Source organism: Paenibacillus sp. FSL L8-0638 (assembly GCF_038593075.1).
Classification (GTDB): Bacteria; Bacillota; Bacilli; order Paenibacillales; family Paenibacillaceae; genus Paenibacillus; species Paenibacillus polymyxa_D.
In genome coordinates this window covers 1,667,729-1,687,672 of the sequence record NZ_CP151960.1, presented here as the reverse complement: position 1 = coordinate 1,687,672, position 19,944 = coordinate 1,667,729, and the positions used below count along the sequence as shown (strand labels likewise).

Genomic DNA, 19,944 nt, shown 5'->3' with positions numbered 1-19,944 from the left:
AGAAGATTAATTATGATTTTTTTCATAGCAATTTCAGAAAAAAATATATAAACTCAACTGCTTAATGATACAAAAAAAGAATTCGGCAGCACCTGAAATCCCCTGTGCTTGCCGAATTCCCGCTACGAAACACGTTCATCGGATACCTCACAACCGTATGACACCATCCAGATCAACCCATAGTTTCACCATACTGTACTTATTTATTATTTCGTCTTACCGATTCAGGAGGCTACCTACATACCTTAACAGATCGTTAGCGCTGGCTCCTGTGTAGCCATGCTCCTCAATCAGTCGTTTAATCACCTCATTCATCCGTTTGAGCTGATTAGCGTCAGGCGTTTTGGTTGAAGTCGTAATCTTCACAATATCCTTCAAATCGGCGAACAGCTTCTTCTCAATGGCTTCTCGCAGCCGATCATGATGATGATACTCAAACTTCCGTCCCTTGCGAGAATACGCAGAAATACGGATTAATATTTCTTCACGGAATGCCTTTTTCGCATTTTCCGATACCCCGATTTGCTCCTCAATAGAGCGCATGAGCCGCTCATCCGGGTCGAGTTCCTCATCTGTGAGCGGATCGCGAATTTTCGCCCAATTGCAAAAAGCTTCGATGTTATCCAAATAGTTGTCAAACAGCGTCTTGGCTGATTCCTCGAAAGAGTACACAAAGGCCTTCTGCACTTCTTTTTTCGCCAATTCGTCATACTCCTTACGAGCCACGGAAATGAAATTCAGATAGCGCTCCCGTTCTTCCTTTGTGATGGAGGCATGTTGATCCAGACCATCCTTGATTGCTCGTAAAATGTCCAGGGCATTGATGGATTCCACATTTTGCTTAATCAATGCACTAGAAATGCGATTAATGACGTACCGCGGGTCTACCCCGGACATACCTTCCTCCAGAAACTCACCTTGCATTTCTTTCAGATCGGCTTCCTTGTATCCTTCGACCTCTTCACCGTCATACATGCGCATCTTTTTGACCAGATCCATCCCCTGTTTCTTCGTCTCCTTCAAGCGGGTAAGCACGGAGAAAATGGCAGCCGTACGCAGCGCATGAGGCGCAATGTGGATATGTCTCATATCACTTTGTTTAATGAGCTTGGCGTAAATCTTTTCTTCTTCAGACACCTTCAGGTTATAAGGAATCGGCATTACAATCATCCTTGATTGCAATGCCTCGTTCTTTTTGTTTGCAATGAAACTTTTATACTCGGATTCATTGGTGTGAGCCACGATCATCTCATCTGCACTGATGAGCGCAAACCGCCCGGCCTTGAAATTCCCCTCTTGGGTCAGAGAAAGCAAATTCCACAAAAACTTCTCATCGCATTTCAGCATTTCCTGAAACTCCATCAGTCCACGATTTGCTTTGTTCAACTCTCCGTCAAACCGATACGCACGCGGGTCGGATTCCGAACCATACTCCGTAATCGTGGAAAAGTCGATGCTGCCCGTCAAATCAGCAATATCCTGTGACTTCGGATCAGAAGGGCTGAACGTACCAATACCAATCCGGTTTTCTTCCGATATAAACACCCGCTCCACGCGGACCTTTTCAATATCGCCATCAAATTCTGTGCGCAATCTCATCTGGCAGGATGGGCAGAGATTACCTTCAATCCGTACACCCAGCTCCTTTTCAAAATCGGGACGCAGCTCATGGGGAATCAGATGAAGCGGGTCCTCATGCATCGGGCAGCCTTCAATCGCGTATACGGCTCCCTGATCCGTTCTCGAAAATTTCTCCAGGCCACGCTTTAGCAACGTGACCAGTGTCGATTTCCCCCCACTGACGGGTCCCATCAAAAGAAGGATACGCTTGCGCACATCGAGTCGCCTGGCTGAGGAATGGAAATATTCCTCCACCAACTTTTCCAGCGCTCGATCCAGTCCGAAGATCTCCTGCTCAAAAAATTTATATCGCTTATGTCCCCCAACCTCTTCTACACCAAAAGATTCAATCATCTTGTAAACCCGTGCATGAGCTGTCATCGCCGGCGTCGGGTCTTTCTTGAGTATCTCAATATACTCTCTAAAAGTGCCGCTCCAGGCCAGACGGTTGTTTTCCGCCCGGTACTCCGCAACGCGTTCAAAAATATTCATGCTCGGTTCCTCCCATGACTGCGTAATGACTATCCTCCACTCCGGATGATTATGGCTACACTCGTCACGCCTTTCAGGATATGATGCAATCCCCTTAAAAAAAGTGTAATACATACCTATGCAGATTGATTTCAGAATTGACCTATTTTTTGTGACAGGTCTCTCTGCTTTATCGAAAAAACCAAGGGATACACTGTGCTAAAATATACAACAACGACGCGGACCTGACGCATTATGGTACAATATAAGCTCGGAATAATGGGATAAAGGAGCGGAAGAAGTCATGGCGGTTCGGCATGAGACGGAGCTGTACGCTCCGGTGAAAGCCTTTTTTGAGAACTTGGGATATGAAGTCAGAGGAGAGGTGCGCAACTGCGATTTGGTGGGTATCAAGCCAGGGCAACAGACACCACTGATTGTGGAGATCAAAAAGACGTTTAACCTGGCGCTTGTGCTGCAAGGCATGCAGCGTTTGAAACTAAGCAGCAATGTATATGTGGCTGTAGAACGGAATCGTGCCAAAAAAGGGGCCGTGAATCAGCGCTGGAACGAGCTGGTCGGACTGTGCCGCCAGTTAGGACTTGGCTTGCTCACCGTTACCCATTTTAAAACCAAGCCGCCGCTCGTTGAGGTACTGTGTAAGCCTGCGGCGCATAGCGACAATGTCCACAACGCAGCAACGGTACGCCACGGCTCGCGCAAGGAAAAGCTACTGCGGGAATTTCACGCACGCAGCGGTGACCACAATACCGGCGGCAGCACCCGACGCAAGCTGGTCACTGCCTATCGGGAAAAAGCGCTGCGCGTAGCGGCAGCCTTGCAGAGCTTGGGGGAGGCCGCTCCGGCGCAGCTCGCTCGCATAGCAGCCGTCAGCACAGCTGCTGCCGTGCTTCAGCATAACTACTACGGCTGGTTTGAGCGCGTATCCCGCGGCCGCTATCGACTGACTCCGTTTGGCGAAGCTGCCCTAAATGAGTATGCGGCAGTACTACAAGAACATGGCATTAAAACGGCCGCTGGAATGGACGCAGAGCTTGACGAGGACAGTGGACAGCGCCAGATTGCGGAAGCGCCAATCACTTACTCCACCGTTGCTGCGGAAACGGAGGATGACTGACATGGGGCGATGGTTTTTGCTAGCTCCGGGCAGTAAATTCACTAATCGTCTCACCGATCAGATTCATGCCCATAAGCAATTGCTCACGGCCCGGATGGCTAAAATTGAGGCGAATATGGGACGCGCCTTCACTACCAACCGCACATAGCGCACCTGGCATAAAGGCTACGCCTTTGGGTAACGCCGCCTTTAGCAGCAATGCGCTGTCCAGCCCCTCGGGCAACTGCACCCATACATACATGCCACCGGACGGAATATGATACGTCACGTCTTTCCAAAACGGACGCTTGAGCAACTCCAAGATTAATTGAAGTCGAGTCGAATATTCCTTGTTCAGCATCGCTAAGTGCTCGTGCCATTGAAAACGCGAGCTGGTCAACAATTGGAACAGCAGCCGTTGGTTCATCGTACTGGATTGCATATCAGCCAACTGCTTCAAGGCGTACATTCCTTCAATCAGCGGCGCAGGACCAGCAGCCCAACCCGTTCTCAGCGCAGGAGCAACGGTTTTATTGAACGAACCGATATAGAGCACTTGACCGCCCTGACCCGCATGATCCAACGCAAATAGTGAGGGGTAAGTCTCTGCGAATTTTCGACTCTGACCATGCGGACTCTTGTCATGGGACTCATTTTTTTGCTTCAAATGCAATTCACCATAAGAATCGTCCTCAACTACCAGTACCTCATGATGCCTACACAGGTCCAAAATTTCCTGCCGCCTTGCCGCGCTCCACAAGGAGCCCGTGGGGTTCGTAAACGTTGGCGTGGCAAAAAAAAGCTTGGGTCGATAACGGATCATTAAAGCTTCAAGCTTATCAGGAATGACACCTTCCCCATCTGATTCTACAGGAACGATCTGTGCACCCTGCATAGATAGTACTTGTAAACATCCAGGAGATGTAGGATTTTCGACCAATACCGGATCACGCTCATCCACCATCAGCCTTATGATCAGGTCAATGGCCTGCTGACTACCTGTCGTGAGAAGGATTTGACCTGGTGGTACTCTTACTCCTTTACGCTGTTCCCACTCACCCGCAAGCCATGCTCGCAAAGGGAAATAGCCCTCCGGTTCACCATACTGGAGGGCATCAGGGCCGGAGCCAAACACATCATGGGCCGCTTCTTCCAGCAACTTCACCGGAAACAGCTCTTGTGCAGGCAATTCTTCAGCCAGAGATATAAAGGAGTGTCTTCTCGCATTTTCCCGGATATGACGCACTGGAGAAGCCAACATCGCAGCCGTTCGTGAAGCAAAGGAATATTGCATGAACATCCTCCTTCTCCTGAAAAATAGGTCATGATCTCCGGGCTGACGCATCAGGCATATAGCTGCTTCCTCTGACGCGCATATAAGGCATAACGTTCAATCGCCTGCGCCCGGCTGGACACGCCTAATTTTGCATAAATTTTACGTAGATAATTATCAATGGAGCGCCGGCTAACTTCGATCTCGATAGCAATTTTGTCATATGTAATTCCTTGTACAATACGTTCCATAATAAACACTTCGGTTTGTGTCAATTCGTCAAAAGGCTCGGATGCCATTAACGGCATAAAGGGCCAGTTTCCATACCGAATCCAATCCATCGGCAAGGAAGCAAATCCTTCGCGTAAACCGTTGATCAGATGGATTAACTGGCTCGGTGATGCCTGTTTGGATAACATTCCATTTGCTCCGAGCGAAATTAGCTGCTGAAACAAAGTAATATTATCCTCATCCGTCATAATAACAATATGGCTGTCCGGAGACAAGGCCCGCATTTGTGTCAAAAATGGTTCCGCCGTTCCCTCAGGCAACCTGTAGTCCATTAAAACGATTTCTGGTCGAATGGAGCAAGCCAGCTCCAAGCCTTCCGTTCCGGAGGAAGACATCCCTCTGACAAGCAAATCCTGCTGGTCTTCCAAAATAAGCTTTGTTCCCAGCATACTTGTAGGATGGATATCTATGATGACCACCTGCCATACTTTTCTCATATCTAAACCTCCTGATTTTACAAAAAAATACATAGTTAATAGCGAAAATAATCCTAAAATTGGTGATTGCATATGTAGAAATTGCGCGAATGTGAACGTATAGGAAGCGAAAAACGTTTAAGGAAATTGTATCCTAGGACTTCCTTCCGATGCAATCTCTTTTTCCAATATTTTTATACGACTATTTCGCTTTTGCGAAATAAATAGGCCCATGATAGAATTGGAACTGCAAATAAAGACTGGAAATTTGACTTTACACGGGAGTTGAAAATCGTATGCAAGCTTCACCTGAACATCCTTCTGCCGAAGCTCGGCGGAGCAATTCAAGAAAGGGGTTACCCATAAAGGCTTTTCTGCTATTTTGGTTCATTCTTATTATACTAGGTGCTCTAGCAACCTATCTGTATAGCAATCACTTGAAGCAGCAAATGCTAAACGAGATGCAAACCCATACAGACCAACAGATTCAAGCACTCAAATCTGACTATGAAAAGCAACTGACTGCTCTTTCCAAGGAAGTTAGCGGATTGCAAGGCAAAGTCCAGTCCTTCAATGAACTACTGACCTTTACGAAGGATAATGCAAACAATAAGACCGATAACAGCAATAAATTGTATACCCAATTAAACGAAGTTAAGCAGCAACTTAATACACTTCAGAAAAAAATGGACTTGCTAAAATGAATGTAGACGCAAAACAAGTGAACCGGTTCTTTATGTTGGCCCTTGCTCCTTTTATCGGTTTGTTGGGGTGTATTTTGTTAGTGCATCCCTCATTGAGCTTTCCTGGGTCTACTTCTTCAAGTCTGCAAAAAGCTGAAGTCACTCTACAAACGCAATCAGTAGGCAAGCAGCTTGATGAAGCCAAGCAAACGGCAACGTACACCTTATCTACAATTCGCCGGACTTCTGAGCTCTACAAGCAAACGACCCAAACGATGAATCAGCTTATCGTGACTGCCTCTACGCAGTCCAAGCGGCCCGCGGTCATCTATGATCGACGCATCACCGCCAAACTGGGAGTTCCCTATGAGCGGGTAGATAGCAACCGGATTACCATTGAATTGTTTAAGGTAAACCCGGGAATTTATCATGGCTACGCTATGAAGGTCAAACTTAAAGATCCTACTGCTATGAAAATGTCTTTGGGAAGTGACAAATTGGGTGGCTCCGAAACCACCATGCGTGCAGTCTTGAGACACGGAGCTATTGCAGGCATCAATGCAGGCGGCTTTGCGGATGGAGACGGCAAACGCTATCCATTAAGCACTACTGTCTTGAATGGCCACTACCTTACTGGCTTTCAGTCCAGTTTTAAGGATTTATCCTTCGTCGGATTGAGTAACGATGGCAAGCTTATCGGTGGCAAATTTTACAGTCAAGGTGCACTTGACAGCTTAAAGCCTACCTTTGGGGCTACCTTCGTTCCCGTCCTGCTGCAAAGGGGACAAAAAATGCCTATTCCTGACAAATGGAAAGTCTCCCCCAAGCGGGCCCCACGTACGGTCATTGGCAACTATAAAGATGATCAGTTGCTCATTATTGTCGTAGACGGCTACAATGAAAGCGGGGGTTCGGGCGCGACGCTCGAAGAACTGCAAGGAAAAATGTACAATCTAGGTGTTCAAGATGCCTATAATTTGGACGGAGGCGGTTCCTCGTCGCTTATACTTAACGGTCGAGTCGTAAACAAACCGTCAGATGGTAATTTGCGTCCAGTCCCTACTCATTTTTTGTTCTATAAATAGCTATGTGTAGTCTGCTACCAAATTAAATATGCTTGCCGACGTACGTCTCTATCCGAAAAAAAGCATCACGAACGAATGTCGTGATGCTTTTGCCTCATTTAGGAGGAATACTGTGTCATTTCTGTCAGGCATTGAGCACAAATATAACGGTCTTTGAAATCGTTCACTTGTTCTACTGACCCGCAGAATACACATTTTGGACGGTAACGCTCCAAAATAATGTGGTCACCCTGAACCAAAATTTCGACAGGATCTCCCTCATTCATTTGATATCTTTTACGCAGTGACTTAGGCAAAACTATTCTCCCCAGCTGATCAACTTTACGTACCACACCGGCAGGTTTCATCGTGATCGTACACCTCTCCTATTGAGTAATAACTTACAATTTCTTACCATGCGAAAAACTAGGTACAAAGACACTATTCTTTATGTAGTATTCGCTGTCTTTTTGTCGAATCCTGCTGATCACAGGAAATTTTATTACATTTTTTCATAAAATCATGAACCATATCAAAGTATGGTACAGAATGTCTATAATATTTTTATCGACCGGAAAGCCAATTATTATTAGCCCTAGTTGAGAAATTTCGCAAATTTTTGACCATACAAGCTTGATTTAACTTCCACTGTCATGTACTTTTGAGCAATAAAAGTGAAACTTTTATTAGCAACTAAGGTCCTGGTTCTTTATTCGCATTTATACTTGTTCACCTGATGCTCTTTATGATAAATCCGGAAAATCCATTTGTCTCAGCGCTTCATATACGATAATTGCAGCGGAATTCGACAAGTTTAGAGATCTTACTTTATCAGACATAGGCATCTTGATACATGTATCTGGATTAGCAGCTAACAATTCAGGAGGCAAGCCTTTCGTTTCCTTACCAAATACCAAAAAGTCTCCATCCTGAAATGCAATATCACTATACCGCTGATTTGCTTTGGTCGTCGCATAAAAAAAGCGACCTTCCTGATATTTCTCCTGCACTTCAGCAAAAGACTCGTGATATTCAATGTGGACAGCGTACCAATAATCAAGTCCGGCGCGTTTTAACGTGGCATCGTCGGTACGGAAGCCGAGTGGCTTCACCAAATGCAGATGAGTTCCGGTTGCAGCACACGTTCTGGCAATATTCCCTGTGTTAGCCGGGATTTCCGGCTCGACAAGCACAATATGTAATGGCATCTCGTTTCGTTCCCTTCATCATTAAATTCATCAGACAAATAACCTACAGTTTAACCAAAGTGTATACATTGAAAACATACACATTCTTCTATTTTAACAAAATCAGACAGATATGAACATCAAACGACAAAAATTTCAACCCACACCACTAAAAGCCTTCCCCTATACACATTCAGGGAAGGCTCTACATTTACTTTTTCGATTTCAAATATCGTGTATCGAAATATATGTCGACGTAATCAACTGTTACGTTGCTTGAATCCGTCCATAAACTCGGCTAATGCTTGACAGTTCTCCAATGGAACAGCATTGTAGATCGAAGCGCGAAGCCCTCCTACACTGCGATGTCCCTTCAGTCCGATGAACCCGGCCTGTTCGGATTCCTTAATAAATTGTTTTTCCAGATCCTCATTCGCGAGGCGGAAGGTTACATTCATGATAGAGCGATCAGCGCTGTCCACACAACCACGATAGAAGCCTTCGCTACTGTCAATACGGTCGTATAGCAAAGCAGCCTTCTGCTGGTTCACACGCTCAATACCTTCCAAACCGCCTTCTTCCTGAATCCATTTCAGCACTTCATTCACCATGTATATGGCAAAAGATGGGGGGGTATTGTAGAGAGAGTTATTTTTTTCATATGTGCTATAACGCAACATGGTAGGAATATTGTCCGGTGAGGAAGTCAGCAACTCTTCACGGGCAATCACGACCGTCACACCAGAAGGTCCCAGATTTTTTTGTGCGCCAGCATAAATCAATCCAAATTGAGTAACATCAAAAGGCTTGCAAAAAATATCACTGGACATGTCCACAATCAATGGTACGGAACCCGTATCCGGAAATTGCTTAAATTGTGTACCTTCAATCGTTTCGTTGGACGTCATATGCACATAAGCAGTATTCTCAGGCAAGTCCAAGGAATCCACATTCGGAAGACGCATGTACTTCTCATCAGCGGAGGATGCAGCAATATGAGCCTTGCCCAGTAGCTTGGCTTCTTTATATGCCTTGTCCGACCAGCTACCTGTCATTACATAGCTCCCAGTCTGTCCTTCGCGCAAGAAATTTAAAGGTAGCATTGCAAACTGCGTACTTGCGCCCCCTTGTAGGAATAACACCTTGTAGCCCTGTGGATTGCCCAGCAGAGATAACAGACGTTCCTGCGCCTCATTATGAACAGATTCATACACAGCTCCACGGTGTGACATTTCCATGATCGACATCCCTGTTCCCTGGAAATCTACGAATTCAGCTTGTACACGTTCCAGTACTTTGAGCGGCAATGCCGCTGGTCCTGCATTAAAATTGTAGGCTCTCTTACTCAACAAATTCCCATCCCTTCTCTACTCTGGTGTGGATATTATCGCTATGATAGCAGTATTCATAAATGCGTTCAAGACTTGTATAAAAATGTTTTCAATTTCATTTATGATGTGACAAAGTTGTGAATGTTAACATATTTAACATCTTTATTCTGTGATTTTCATTTTAATATTAAAAGGTCCCCGGCTTAAGACCGGAGACCTATCTTGAATAACAATTGTTACCCGTAAGCTAATGCTTGTTACTCAAAGTAGCTATGTTTAGCAGTCAAAATACAGGCTGTATTCGTGTGGATGAACACGGATGTTCACCGATTTAGCTTCAGAACGTTTGAACTCTACATAGTTATCAATAAAGTCCTTCGTAAATACGCCGCCTTCAGTCAAGAATTCGTAGTCAGCTTCCAGAGCATCCAGAGCCTCATCCAATGAACCAGGTACACTACGGATTTTACCTTTTTCAGTGTCAGACAGTTCGTAGATGTTAGTGTCAAGTGGACCATAGCCCAATTCGATTGGGTTCAATTTGCGCTTGATACCATCCAGACCCGCCATCAGCATCGCAGAGAAAGCAAGGTAAGGGTTAGCAGTGGAGTCTGGTGTACGGAACTCGATCCGACAGCCTTTTGGAGTAACAGCCGCTACTGGAATACGTACAGCCGCAGAACGGTTACCTTTGGAGAATACCAGGTTAACTGGTGCTTCGTAGCCTGGAACGAGACGTTTAAATGAGTTTGTGCTTGGATTTGTCAGAGCAATCAACGCAGGTGCATGGTACAGAATACCACCAATGTAATGAAGAGCCATTTCGCTCAGATTAGCATAAGCACCTTTTTCGTAGAACAAAGGAGTGTCGCCATCGAAAATGGATTGGTGAACGTGCATACCGCTTCCGTTGTCTCCGAAAATTGGTTTCGGCATGAATGTTGCTACTTTACCATATTGACGAGCTGTGTTGTGTACAATGTATTTATAAACGAGCAGGTTATCTGCTGTTTTCTTGAGTGTGTCAAAACGGAAGTTGATTTCCGCTTGGCCTGCCGTAGCTACCTCATGGTGATGGCGCTCAATTCTCAGACCTGCTTCTTCAAGCAAACGGCACATTTCACTTCGAATATCTTGTTGGGTGTCTACTGGCGCTACAGGTACATATCCGCCCTTCACTCCCACTTTAAAGCCCAGGTTACCGCCTTCTTCTTTGCGGTTCGTGTTCCAAGCTGCTTCCTCGGAATCTACGAAAAAGGAGGAGCTATTCATGCCGCTTTCGTAGCGAACATCATCAAAGATGAAAAACTCGGACTCAGGTGCAAAAAATGCTGCTGTGCCGACTCCTGCGGATTGCAGAAATTCCTCAGCTTTTTTTGCAATGCCGCGAGGATCGCGGTCGTATTTTTCGCCATCTGGCGTAGCAATGTCACACAGAATATTCAGTGTAGGATGCTGAGTGAAAGGGTCGATAAAAACCGCTTCTGGATCGGGCAGCATAACCATGTCGGATTCCTCGATGCCACGATAGCCGGGAATGGAAGAACCGTCGAAAGCAACACCGTTAACAAATGTTTCTGCATCTACTTCGGAAGCTGGCAATGAAATATGGTGAGCACGACCAGACAAATCTACAAAACGAAAATCTACCCACTCAATATTATTTTCCTGAATTGTTTTCAATACGTTTTCAACGGACATGTCTTCTTCCTCCCAATTTTTCCGAACATTAAGTCTTATACAACCCTGAAATGTTCATGATCGAATGTTTTTTTCTGTCGTCATTATAAATCTCAAACATGACACGGGTCAATAGCTATGTAAGGTATTTTTTAAACTAATGTTAGATATGCTTACGCCCTTGATAACATTTGAATAGCACAAAAAGCCCGAAACATCGGGCTTTTAGGCAATTTAAATCTCATTACTGCGTTGCAGCAAAACTTTTATGCATTAATGTTAAACATTGGTTTTAAGCAATGGTAGTAGGCGTGTGAAATGTTTTCCCCACCGCAGGAGCCAATATTTCCAAATCTTTTAGCAAATCTGAAAATTGATCTGGGAACAGGGATTGTACGCCGTCACCCGTCATCGAGTTGTCAGGGTCTGTATGCATCTCAATAATTAAACCATCCGCTCCGGCAGCGACCGAAGCCTTCGTCATAGGAACAACCAGTTCACGTCTACCTGTGCCATGGCTAGGATCGGAAATGACCGGCAAATGGCTCAACTGTTGCAAAACAGGGATCGCGGACAAGTCGAGCGTATTTCTAGTGTAGGTTTCAAATGTACGAATACCGCGCTCACACAACATAACATTCGGATTGCCGCCTGCCAAGATGTACTCAGCAGCATTCAAGAACTCATCATAAGTCGAGCTGAAACCGCGTTTGAGCAACACTGGCTTGCCGCAAGTTCCCAACTTGCGCAGCAGATCAAAGTTTTGCATATTACGTGTACCTACTTGCAGGATATCCGCATATTCCGCACAAATGTCTACGTATTCAGGTGTCATGACCTCTGTGATGGTCAGGAGGTCGTGCTTTTGGCCGGCCTCAGCCATCATGATCAGTCCTTCTACACCAGTTCCCTGGAAGCTGTAAGGCCCTGTACGCGGCTTAAAGGCACCTCCACGGAGAACTTGCGCACCTGCTGCCTTGACCAATCCAGCAATTTCATCTATCTGTGCAGCAGACTCAACGGCACATGGTCCACCCATAATGACAAGCTCGCCCCCACCGATATTTACACCTTTAATGGAGATAACCGTATTTTCCGGATGAAAATCACGGCTGGCCAATTTGTAGGACTTCGATATTTTAACCACATTTTCTACGCCTTTCATTTGACGCAGATGTTCAGCCAGCTTGGGCTCTACGCTACCGATCAGTCCGATGATCGTGCGATCCGATCCCCTTGATACATGAGCCTGCAATCCTTCTTTCTCAATAACTTCAACAATAGCTTGAATATGCTCTTCAGGTGTTTGAACACCAGCGATAACGATCATTTTTTTCTTCCTCTCTATGAAACATATTTTATTAACCAGTAATAGATTAACATTATGACACTTAGACGCTTGTTCGCTTTTAAGCTTTTATTCGTTAAAGCAACTATACCTGTTTTAGCTATACTCGTCAAGGTTTAATTATCCCGAATTATTCAATATTCGAACTTAGTGAAGCTTACCGGATAATATCTATAAATTTAAACAATTGAAAAGCCGCTATCCGGATGGTTGTATCCGAATAACGGCTGTAATCAATCACATACTATTTCGTCGTTTTTGACTTTTCTCGTACAGGAGGCAGCAGTTTTTTCATATCTATGGTTCGCTGAATCTCCCACGTATCGGGGTTAGCCGCATCATACTGCTCCAAATACGTAATAACCTCTTTGGTAATCAGTGTCGGCGTTGAAGCCCCAGAAGTTACAGCCACCTTGGCTACGCCCTCAAGCCACTCTCTCTTCAGCTCGGTTACATCAGAAATACGATAAGCTGTTGTACCAGCAATTTCCTCCGACACCTGAGCCAATCGGTTTGAATTGTTACTGCGTGGATCACCGACAACGATCACCAGATCCGCCTGTCCAGCTTGCTCAGCTACCGCTTCCTGACGTACCTGCGTCGCCAAACAGATTTCATTGTGTATCTCAGCACCCGGGAACTTCTCCAGCAGCTTCTTCATAATGTGCTTGATGTCCCATTGGCTCATGGTCGTCTGATTCGTGATAAGGATTTTGCCAGCTGGCAACGTAAGACTGTCGATCTCTTCTTCCTTTTCAATCAGATGAACATGGTTAGGAGCAATACCGATAGCTCCCTCCGGCTCTGGATGATTCTTTTTGCCAATATAAACAATCTGGTAGCCTTCGGCAGACTTCTCCCGAATCAGATCATGCGTTTTTGTGACGTCAGGGCAAGTCGCGTCTACCGTAGTCAGCCCCTTGTCTCGTGCCAGCTTGCGTACCTCTGGTGATACGCCATGAGCAGTAAAGATAACAGTGCCGCTCTCTACCTGGCTTAAAATCTCCACACGGTTCGGGCCGTCCAGTGTAATAATCCCTTCGTCTTCAAAGGAATTCGTGACATGACTGTTATGCACGATCATGCCCAATATATAAATAGGCCGGGGTAAGTCCAGATTTCTGGCTGCCTGACGAGCCAATACCATGGCATCGACTACGCCGTAGCAGTAACCCCGGGGCGAAATTCTGAGTACTTCCAAAATGAGCCCCCGCTTTCTTCGACACAGTATACAGCTCCGATAACTCGGTAGCTGTGGGCATCCAAGCCTTTACCGGCCAATTCTATGATGTAGTTGCCTTCCTATTATAGCCTATTCCAAAGGCGCGGAAAAGCTGACCGGAAGCCAGATGACAAATGTCGTTCCTTCTCCTTGACGCGTAACCACTTCCACAGACCCGTGATGTTCATCAATAATCCACTTGGCAATAGACAGCCCCAACCCAATTCCCTCTGTCACCCCGCGCGACTCATCTGCCCGGTAAAAGCGGTCAAAAATAAAGGGAACCTCACTCTTGTCCATTCCAATGCCCGTATCACTGATCCGTAGCCCCACCTGTCCTTGATAAACAATGGCATCAAATCGGACTGTACCTTCAGGTGTGTATTTGAATGCATTATCAATGAAAATGAATAGCATTTGCTGTAAATAATCCTTGCTCCCATCCATATAAATACCATTCAGCAACGAAAAATCTCCCACATTCCATTCGGCCGTTCGCTCTAAAAACTGAGCACGACGGGCAACCTCACTTACAAGGGGTTCCAGCGCAACGGGAGTCTTATCGAACGTTTTCCCTGTGTCCGCTCTCGCGAGTGACAACATATCACTCACCAAACGACTCATCCGTTTGCCTTCATCCGCCATATCATTTAATGCCTCCATAGAAAGCTCACGAATCATCTCTTCATCCATATTCGGTCGCTCTCCTGGTTCGGTAGTCCACATTTTGAGCAAAAAATCAACGTTGCCACGGATCGTCGTTAGCGGCGTACGAAGCTCATGGGAAGCATCAGCCACAAAACGGCGCTGTGCACCGTACGCATCTTCCAACTCCTTGTAAAACACCTCTGTACGCCCCAGCATGTTGTTAACTGTCCCGATTAATTGTCCAATTTCATCTGGTGGTCCGTCATATTCAATCCGAACACTCAAATCATTACTGGATTGAATCTGATTTGCCCCCTCAATTACCTTGACCAGCGGCTTCATAGACTTGCGGGCCAGAAAGAGACCTGAAGTCGCAGCAGCAAGTAATGCAAACAACGAACCATATACAAGCACATTTTGCAACCTGTTCATGAGTCGATCCTGAGAGCCCGTGAATTGCCCTACCTGTAGCAACCCGACTACCAAGCCCAACTCCTCGGACTTAATGGGCTGTTGGTAAATCATAAAGGTATCCCCATTTACGTTCACACGCCGGATCCCCTCATTTTGAACTGCTCCTGTCGCTGTAGATGGAACAGGGAAGGTGATATTGAGGTCTTTCATGTTTTGGGTGGTTTTGGTAACACCTGATGTATAATTGTAAATTTGTACATATAGCTGTGAATCATCAATTCCACGTTCTTGCACTAAACCCAAATCCAGATTGGGGACTTCAAATAACCCCCCTTTAATTGTAAGCAGTAGCTGCTTGTTAATCCGTGGCGCCTGAGTCGTAAGCTGACTTTTTACTTCATTGTATGTGTAATAATAAACCAGTCCGTAAATAGCCAGACCAAAAATGACAAGCACTATAGCCAAGATGCTCGAATACCAAGCTGTCAGCCGCCACCGAATAGACATATTACACATCACCTCTTAAAATGTAGCCAGCTCCCCGAATTGTACGAATGAGACGTTTACCGCCATCCTGCTCCGTTTTTTGTCGTAGCATGGCAATATATACTTCGAGCACATTCGATTCTCCGCTATAGTCATAGCCCCAAATTTTGTCCATAATCAGATCACGCGACAGAACACGCTTCGGGTTTTGCATGAACAAATGGAGCAGTTCAAATTCTTTGGCCGTCAGTTCCAAGCGTTTGCCGCCACGAACCACTTCACGGGATTCGTTATCCAGTTGTAAATCCTCGAAGGTAAGTCTATTTCCGTTATTGCCCTGTTGTTCGGTTTTACGCCGCAAAAGCGCTCGCACTCGTGCCAGCAACTCCTCCAGAGCAAACGGCTTGACGAGATAATCATCGGCCCCTAGATCCAAGCCTTTAACCCGATTCTCAACCTCATCCTTGGCTGTAAGCATTAGGACAGGTACCGTGCTCCCCCCCTCCCGCATGCGACGGCATACCTCAAAACCATCGACTTGCGGCATCATTACATCCAGCACGACTACATCAGGCTCAGCTGTCAGCATTTTATTTAAGCCCTCTGCTCCATTGGCGGCTGTCAGCACTTCATAGCCTTCAAATGCCAGCCCTCTGCGCAGCATGGAAACAATTTTTTCATCGTCATCAATGATCAAAATAGTAGAACGCATACACGATCGAACTCCTTTATCTCTTCTTTTCCCTCTATTGTAGCAGGAGTACACGCGCGTAGCATCTTGCTACTTCATACAGCAAGAAACGGAAGGGATCTTCCTTCCGTTTCTTGCGTGCACATGTTCATTTTTGTAAAGTTATCATCTTATTGCTGGAGCGTCGAGCTAAAGTCATTTTTGTTGCCAATTTTCAGTTGAACATCTTTTTTCTGCCCAGCTCGTTCGATGTTAAGCGTCAGTGCTGTACCCACTTTTTGTTTTTGAATGAACTGGATCAGCTCTTGTGATGTGCTATAAGGCGTGCCATTGGCTCCGATAATCACATCGTAAGGACGCAGATCAGCCTGATAAGCTGGTGATTTGTATATAATATCCCGCACAACCGAGCCTTCGGTCAGGGTTGTTCCCAGTTCTTTGGCTACTTCAGGACTCAAATTTAACAGACTTGCACCAATGAAAGGTACAGGTTCTTTAGGGATAGGCTGGTTATTTTTCAGCTTATCGACGACTTCCAAAATCGTATTGGACGGAATCGCAAACCCGATTCCCTGTGCGTCTGCACTAACAGCTACGTTCATACCGATAACTTGCCCTTGCAGATTTAACAGCGGTCCACCAGAGTTACCAGGGTTAATGGACGCATCCGTCTGAATGAGATGCTTGTATTGCGTCGGTTTTCCAGTTGATTCACTATTAATGGTGATCGTACGTTCTTTCGCACTTAGCACCCCGGCTGTTACCGAATGCTCAAAGCCTTCTGGGTTGCCAATTGCGACCATCCACTCGCCGACTTTAGCGTTATCGGAGTCACCCAAAGTTACTGTCGGAAAGTTATTTTTGCCTTCAATTTTAAGTACCGCCAAATCAAGATCAGCATTTTTGCCCAAGACTTTGGCTTCGTAAGGCTTATTAGTTCCCTCTACTGTAACCTGAACCACACTCGCCCCTTCAACAACATGGTTATTGGTTAGGACGTAACCCGATTTATCAAAAATAAAACCGGAACCAATACCAAGCGGAGTCAGCTGTCCGCTGTTGCTACCTTCATTTTCATTACTGTTACCGTTGCTGCCACTGTCACCATACTGATTACCGAAAAAGTATTGATACAGCGGGTCATTGTAATAAGGGCTGCTTTGTCTGCCGCTGCTGCCACTGGTTTGTTTGGCAAGCGTTTCGATTTTGACGACTGCCGGTCCAGCCTTAGCCACAACAGATTGAACATCAGCGGTGCCTGAAGGCATCACAGCCGGAACTGCGCTTGGAGTCGAACTGGTTGTTCCCGAATTAGTCGTTTCTCCGCTTTCAGCTGCCGCCGAAGTCAACGCCGTCTCGGGTGTGAACATATTTGTTCGGTCAGCTGTATACATCAATACCGTAATGACCAGCATCCCGGCCAAAAAAGATAAGAAAATTGTTTTCACCTGCGACTTGGGCTTATTCGGTTTGAATTGCCAGTTGCCGCCATTCCGACCCGAACCATCCTGTTGCTCAGGCATAGCACGATGGTATGAGGGAGGAAGGGGTCTTACTGCCTGCGGTGGCGTGATCTCAACATCTTTTTCCACCGACTGCCCTTCCTTACGTTGTCCGTCCGATTGAACTGAAGAAAAAGGGCCGTAAGAATAATAATATGAGGAACCGTTCGAATCGTTTTGCCGAGTTACGTTATCGGTATCAACCTGATCGTTGTCGTTCCGGCGTCCGGAGTTATTATTTTTAAATTCGTCCATTGTATATCTCCTCCCAAACCCTATGCTTCAAGGTGGTGTTGTTTAACTGACTTTATTTTGCACTTTAAACCTTAATTCCACCTTAAAAACAATTAAAAAGGAGATAAAACCTTAGACCTATTTGTACCTAACCACTTTTACTCAAAACGAAATGCCCCGGATATAATCCGGAGCATTATCGATTGTATATGCTTTTTTATTTCGTGTTAAAGTTTTCGTCGAACTTTTCATTCGGTGTTTGAGCATTGTTTTGAATTTTGTTGCGACTAGAGTTTTGAACTTTTTGTGCTACTGCACCTGTACCGCCTTGATCTGTTGCAAATTCTTCATCATACTTCTCATTTGGTGTCTGGAAGTTGTCTTGAATTTTATTTTGTTCAGACTGCTTTACCTTTTGTGAAACAACACCTACCGTATTGTCTTGTGCAAATTCCGCTTTGAACTGATTTCCTGTGCTTGCATTGAAGCCTTTGTTCGTGAAAGAACTTCCGCCTTGATTTGGCATAATTCTCAACCTCCCAGTATGTTTTGTGGGATAAACTCATCCCGCAACATAGTATGTGATGTTGGAAAAAACAATATTCAAGGATTATATGGAAGCATCCAGTGTCGCGGTCGGAATGGTTTTATGCGTTTCTATAGCCTTTTGGAGCGATTTCACCATCTTTTCCGTACATTTTCCGTTCCCTTTTTTTATAATTTGAACATCCACATCTTTCTTGCCCCATTCAGAATACACCTGCCGGGTTGTTTTAAAATACAAATCAATTTTATTGCCCTTAATCGCAGAACCTGTATCTGCTACAATCCCGTATCCATAACCAGGAATGTACAATATGCTTCCCAAAGGAAACGTTTTGGGATCAGCCGCAATCGTAGACAGTGTGTTCTTGTCACGACGCACTTTTACACCGGAATACGTAATACCGTAACCGGGATGACTTGGCCGCTTGCCAGTCGATTCATAGCCTGCTGTATATCCTGTTGCCGTGACCGTCATGGTCGTAATAACCTGCTCTTCGCGTGGAGCTAAAACAGGTGTGGACTGCCATTTCTTATGCTGGACCGGTTCTTTGTGACCGTAAACTTCATTGCCGGGCAATACCAGACAGGTTGCGATTAACACGGTTCCCAAAATCCGTTTCCATACCAACATGGATCTCATAAAAAACCTCCCCTTGAGGCAAAGGCTTTCCAGAAATCCATTGGTTTATACGAACAGATTATTATTTTTGAACATCCTGACCTGGATAAAATCTGCTCAGCTTCACTTTATCTTCAAAAATATGCAGGAGTGTCCGCACTATGGGGGTGTGCTCATCGTCTGTATGCAATATAATGGAAGCAGGAGAAATCGAAATAAGGGTGCTCACGATTCGATCCTCGACCTCCATTTCCAGTTCGATGCCTGGCATCTCGACAATGATGTCATCTGCATCGGGAGTCGGTATCGGCACCATGGCACTATCCAGAATCGTAAAATTATGTCCGCCTTGGTGAAGTACGTGTACGAGCGGAACTTTGCTTTCCTGAAAAAAAACAAAATATTTAAGCAGCCCCATAAATTCTTCGTATTGCCGATCTGCCCAGAATTCTTCCATGGCATAGTCGACGATTTCTTCAAGCTCTTTTTTATACGCATGGAGCCTAAATTGAATCAGTCCTTCCAAATTGATCACACGAAGCTCCTTGAAATCCTTCTCCAGGAGAGTGGTCAGCTTACCATGACGCTTCAAACGACCTCTGGGGCCATCATCGTTTAACAGTGAACGAATCATACTGCGAATTTGCTCTGTATCCTCTTTCTCCAGCAGCGAACAGGCTTTGGTGAGAATGAGATTAAGCAGCCCCCACTCCTTGACCTCGATAATATAATCCGCTATTGCCGAAGACATGATGCTGTATACACAGGGGAGAAAGCTTTCAAACGCCGAATTGCTTTCTGTGCCCTTGCAGGTCCATGCCACTTTGTTGTCCAGCTGTCTGAAAGTGAATCGAAATCCGCGCCGTGACATATGTAGCCCCTTTGTTCTACTTTTGACCACTTCGTAAAACCGGTCGGTTTCCTGATCTCCGTTTGTATTGGTCCACACTGTAAACAGTTCCATTGGCTCACTCCTTTCGATCACTGCTTTCAGTATATGGCGGCCTCTGAAGGGTTATACGAAGTGAACGACTGGAAACAGAAAGACATAGTCAAAAGAGGATGATCAGGTTTCAAAAAGCCGGTTGGCGTGTTATAAAC

18 protein-coding genes are annotated in these 19,944 nt (G+C 45.5%); 3 read left to right on the top strand and 15 right to left on the bottom strand.

Features of this window, described 5'->3' with window-relative positions; translation table 11 throughout:
* Positions 1-216 precede the first annotated feature (216 nt).
* Positions 217-2,112 carry a PrkA family serine protein kinase gene (locus tag MKY35_RS07575; RefSeq protein ID WP_342446020.1) on the bottom strand — a complete coding sequence of 632 codons (1,896 nt, stop codon included), beginning with the start codon at positions 2,110-2,112 and terminating at the stop codon, positions 217-219.
* A gap of 283 nt (positions 2,113-2,395) precedes the next feature.
* On the opposite strand from MKY35_RS07575, the gene MKY35_RS07570 reads away from it, so the two are divergent.
* Positions 2,396-3,229, top strand: a complete 834-nt coding sequence (locus MKY35_RS07570) for a DUF2161 family putative PD-(D/E)XK-type phosphodiesterase (RefSeq protein ID WP_322251387.1) — start codon at positions 2,396-2,398, stop codon at positions 3,227-3,229.
* 19 nt (positions 3,230-3,248) lie between these two features.
* Here MKY35_RS07570 and MKY35_RS07565 read toward each other — a convergent pair whose 3' ends face one another.
* Both MKY35_RS07565 and MKY35_RS07560 read right to left on the bottom strand, forming a co-directional pair.
* Entirely contained in the window at positions 3,249-4,502 is a 1,254-nt protein-coding gene (locus MKY35_RS07565; protein ID WP_165145068.1) for a PLP-dependent aminotransferase family protein, read from the bottom strand.
* A gap of 50 nt (positions 4,503-4,552) precedes the next feature.
* A complete protein-coding gene (locus tag MKY35_RS07560) occupies positions 4,553-5,209 on the bottom strand; it encodes a response regulator transcription factor (RefSeq protein ID WP_029516517.1) in 657 nt (218 codons plus the stop codon).
* Between the two features lie 275 nt (positions 5,210-5,484).
* On the opposite strand from MKY35_RS07560, the gene MKY35_RS07555 reads away from it, so the two are divergent.
* Together MKY35_RS07555 and MKY35_RS07550 are read left to right on the top strand one after the other, a co-directional pair.
* Positions 5,485-5,892 carry a hypothetical protein gene (locus MKY35_RS07555; protein WP_342446019.1) on the top strand — a complete coding sequence of 136 codons (408 nt, stop codon included), beginning with the start codon at positions 5,485-5,487 and terminating at the stop codon, positions 5,890-5,892.
* On the top strand, positions 5,889-6,956 hold the full coding sequence (locus MKY35_RS07550; RefSeq protein WP_342446018.1) for a phosphodiester glycosidase family protein: 1,068 nt from the start codon (positions 5,889-5,891) through the stop codon (positions 6,954-6,956). Before MKY35_RS07555 ends, MKY35_RS07550 begins: the two co-directional genes overlap by 4 nt.
* A 98-nt stretch (positions 6,957-7,054) precedes the next feature.
* On the opposite strand, the gene MKY35_RS07545 is transcribed toward MKY35_RS07550, so the two are convergent.
* The 12 genes from MKY35_RS07545 to MKY35_RS07490 all read right to left on the bottom strand — a co-directional run bounded on the left by MKY35_RS07545 (position 7,055) and on the right by MKY35_RS07490 (position 19,807).
* Positions 7,055-7,303: an AbrB/MazE/SpoVT family DNA-binding domain-containing protein gene (locus MKY35_RS07545; RefSeq protein ID WP_013309439.1), complete on the bottom strand. Its 249-nt coding sequence runs from the start codon at positions 7,301-7,303 to the stop codon at positions 7,055-7,057.
* Positions 7,304-7,678: 375 nt separating this feature from the next.
* Positions 7,679-8,143: a tRNA (uridine(34)/cytosine(34)/5-carboxymethylaminomethyluridine(34)-2'-O)-methyltransferase TrmL gene (trmL, locus tag MKY35_RS07540; RefSeq protein ID WP_023987805.1), complete on the bottom strand. Its 465-nt coding sequence runs from the start codon at positions 8,141-8,143 to the stop codon at positions 7,679-7,681.
* Between the two features lie 239 nt (positions 8,144-8,382).
* A complete protein-coding gene (gene serC / locus MKY35_RS07535; protein ID WP_080683023.1) occupies positions 8,383-9,474 on the bottom strand; it encodes a 3-phosphoserine/phosphohydroxythreonine transaminase in 1,092 nt (363 codons plus the stop codon).
* Positions 9,475-9,729: 255 nt separating this feature from the next.
* The gene (glnA, locus tag MKY35_RS07530) at positions 9,730-11,154 is read right to left on the bottom strand and encodes a type I glutamate--ammonia ligase (RefSeq protein WP_342446017.1); all 1,425 of its coding nucleotides are present in this window, start codon (positions 11,152-11,154) and stop codon (positions 9,730-9,732) included.
* A gap of 271 nt (positions 11,155-11,425) precedes the next feature.
* A complete protein-coding gene (gene aroF / locus MKY35_RS07525; protein ID WP_013309435.1) occupies positions 11,426-12,463 on the bottom strand; it encodes a 3-deoxy-7-phosphoheptulonate synthase in 1,038 nt (345 codons plus the stop codon).
* Between the two features lie 262 nt (positions 12,464-12,725).
* Positions 12,726-13,682 (bottom strand): 4-hydroxy-3-methylbut-2-enyl diphosphate reductase, encoded by a 957-nt coding sequence (locus MKY35_RS07520; RefSeq protein ID WP_342446016.1) that lies wholly within the window; start codon positions 13,680-13,682, stop codon positions 12,726-12,728.
* A 111-nt stretch (positions 13,683-13,793) separates the two neighbouring features.
* On the bottom strand, positions 13,794-15,272 hold the full coding sequence (locus MKY35_RS07515; protein ID WP_029516510.1) for a HAMP domain-containing sensor histidine kinase: 1,479 nt from the start codon (positions 15,270-15,272) through the stop codon (positions 13,794-13,796).
* A gap of 1 nt (position 15,273) precedes the next feature.
* On the bottom strand, positions 15,274-15,963 hold the full coding sequence (locus MKY35_RS07510; RefSeq protein WP_029516509.1) for a response regulator transcription factor: 690 nt from the start codon (positions 15,961-15,963) through the stop codon (positions 15,274-15,276).
* Between the two features lie 149 nt (positions 15,964-16,112).
* Complete coding sequence (locus MKY35_RS07505) at positions 16,113-17,699, bottom strand: trypsin-like peptidase domain-containing protein (RefSeq protein ID WP_342446015.1); 1,587 nt, start codon at positions 17,697-17,699, stop codon at positions 16,113-16,115.
* A 196-nt stretch (positions 17,700-17,895) separates the two neighbouring features.
* Positions 17,896-18,204, bottom strand: a complete 309-nt coding sequence (locus tag MKY35_RS07500) for a hypothetical protein (RefSeq protein WP_029516507.1) — start codon at positions 18,202-18,204, stop codon at positions 17,896-17,898.
* An 84-nt stretch (positions 18,205-18,288) separates the two neighbouring features.
* Positions 18,289-18,864 carry a 3D domain-containing protein gene (locus MKY35_RS07495; RefSeq protein WP_013309429.1) on the bottom strand — a complete coding sequence of 192 codons (576 nt, stop codon included), beginning with the start codon at positions 18,862-18,864 and terminating at the stop codon, positions 18,289-18,291.
* A 61-nt stretch (positions 18,865-18,925) separates the two neighbouring features.
* Positions 18,926-19,807: a putative sporulation protein YtxC gene (locus MKY35_RS07490; RefSeq protein WP_069012824.1), complete on the bottom strand. Its 882-nt coding sequence runs from the start codon at positions 19,805-19,807 to the stop codon at positions 18,926-18,928.
* Between the last annotated feature and the right edge of the window lie 137 nt (positions 19,808-19,944).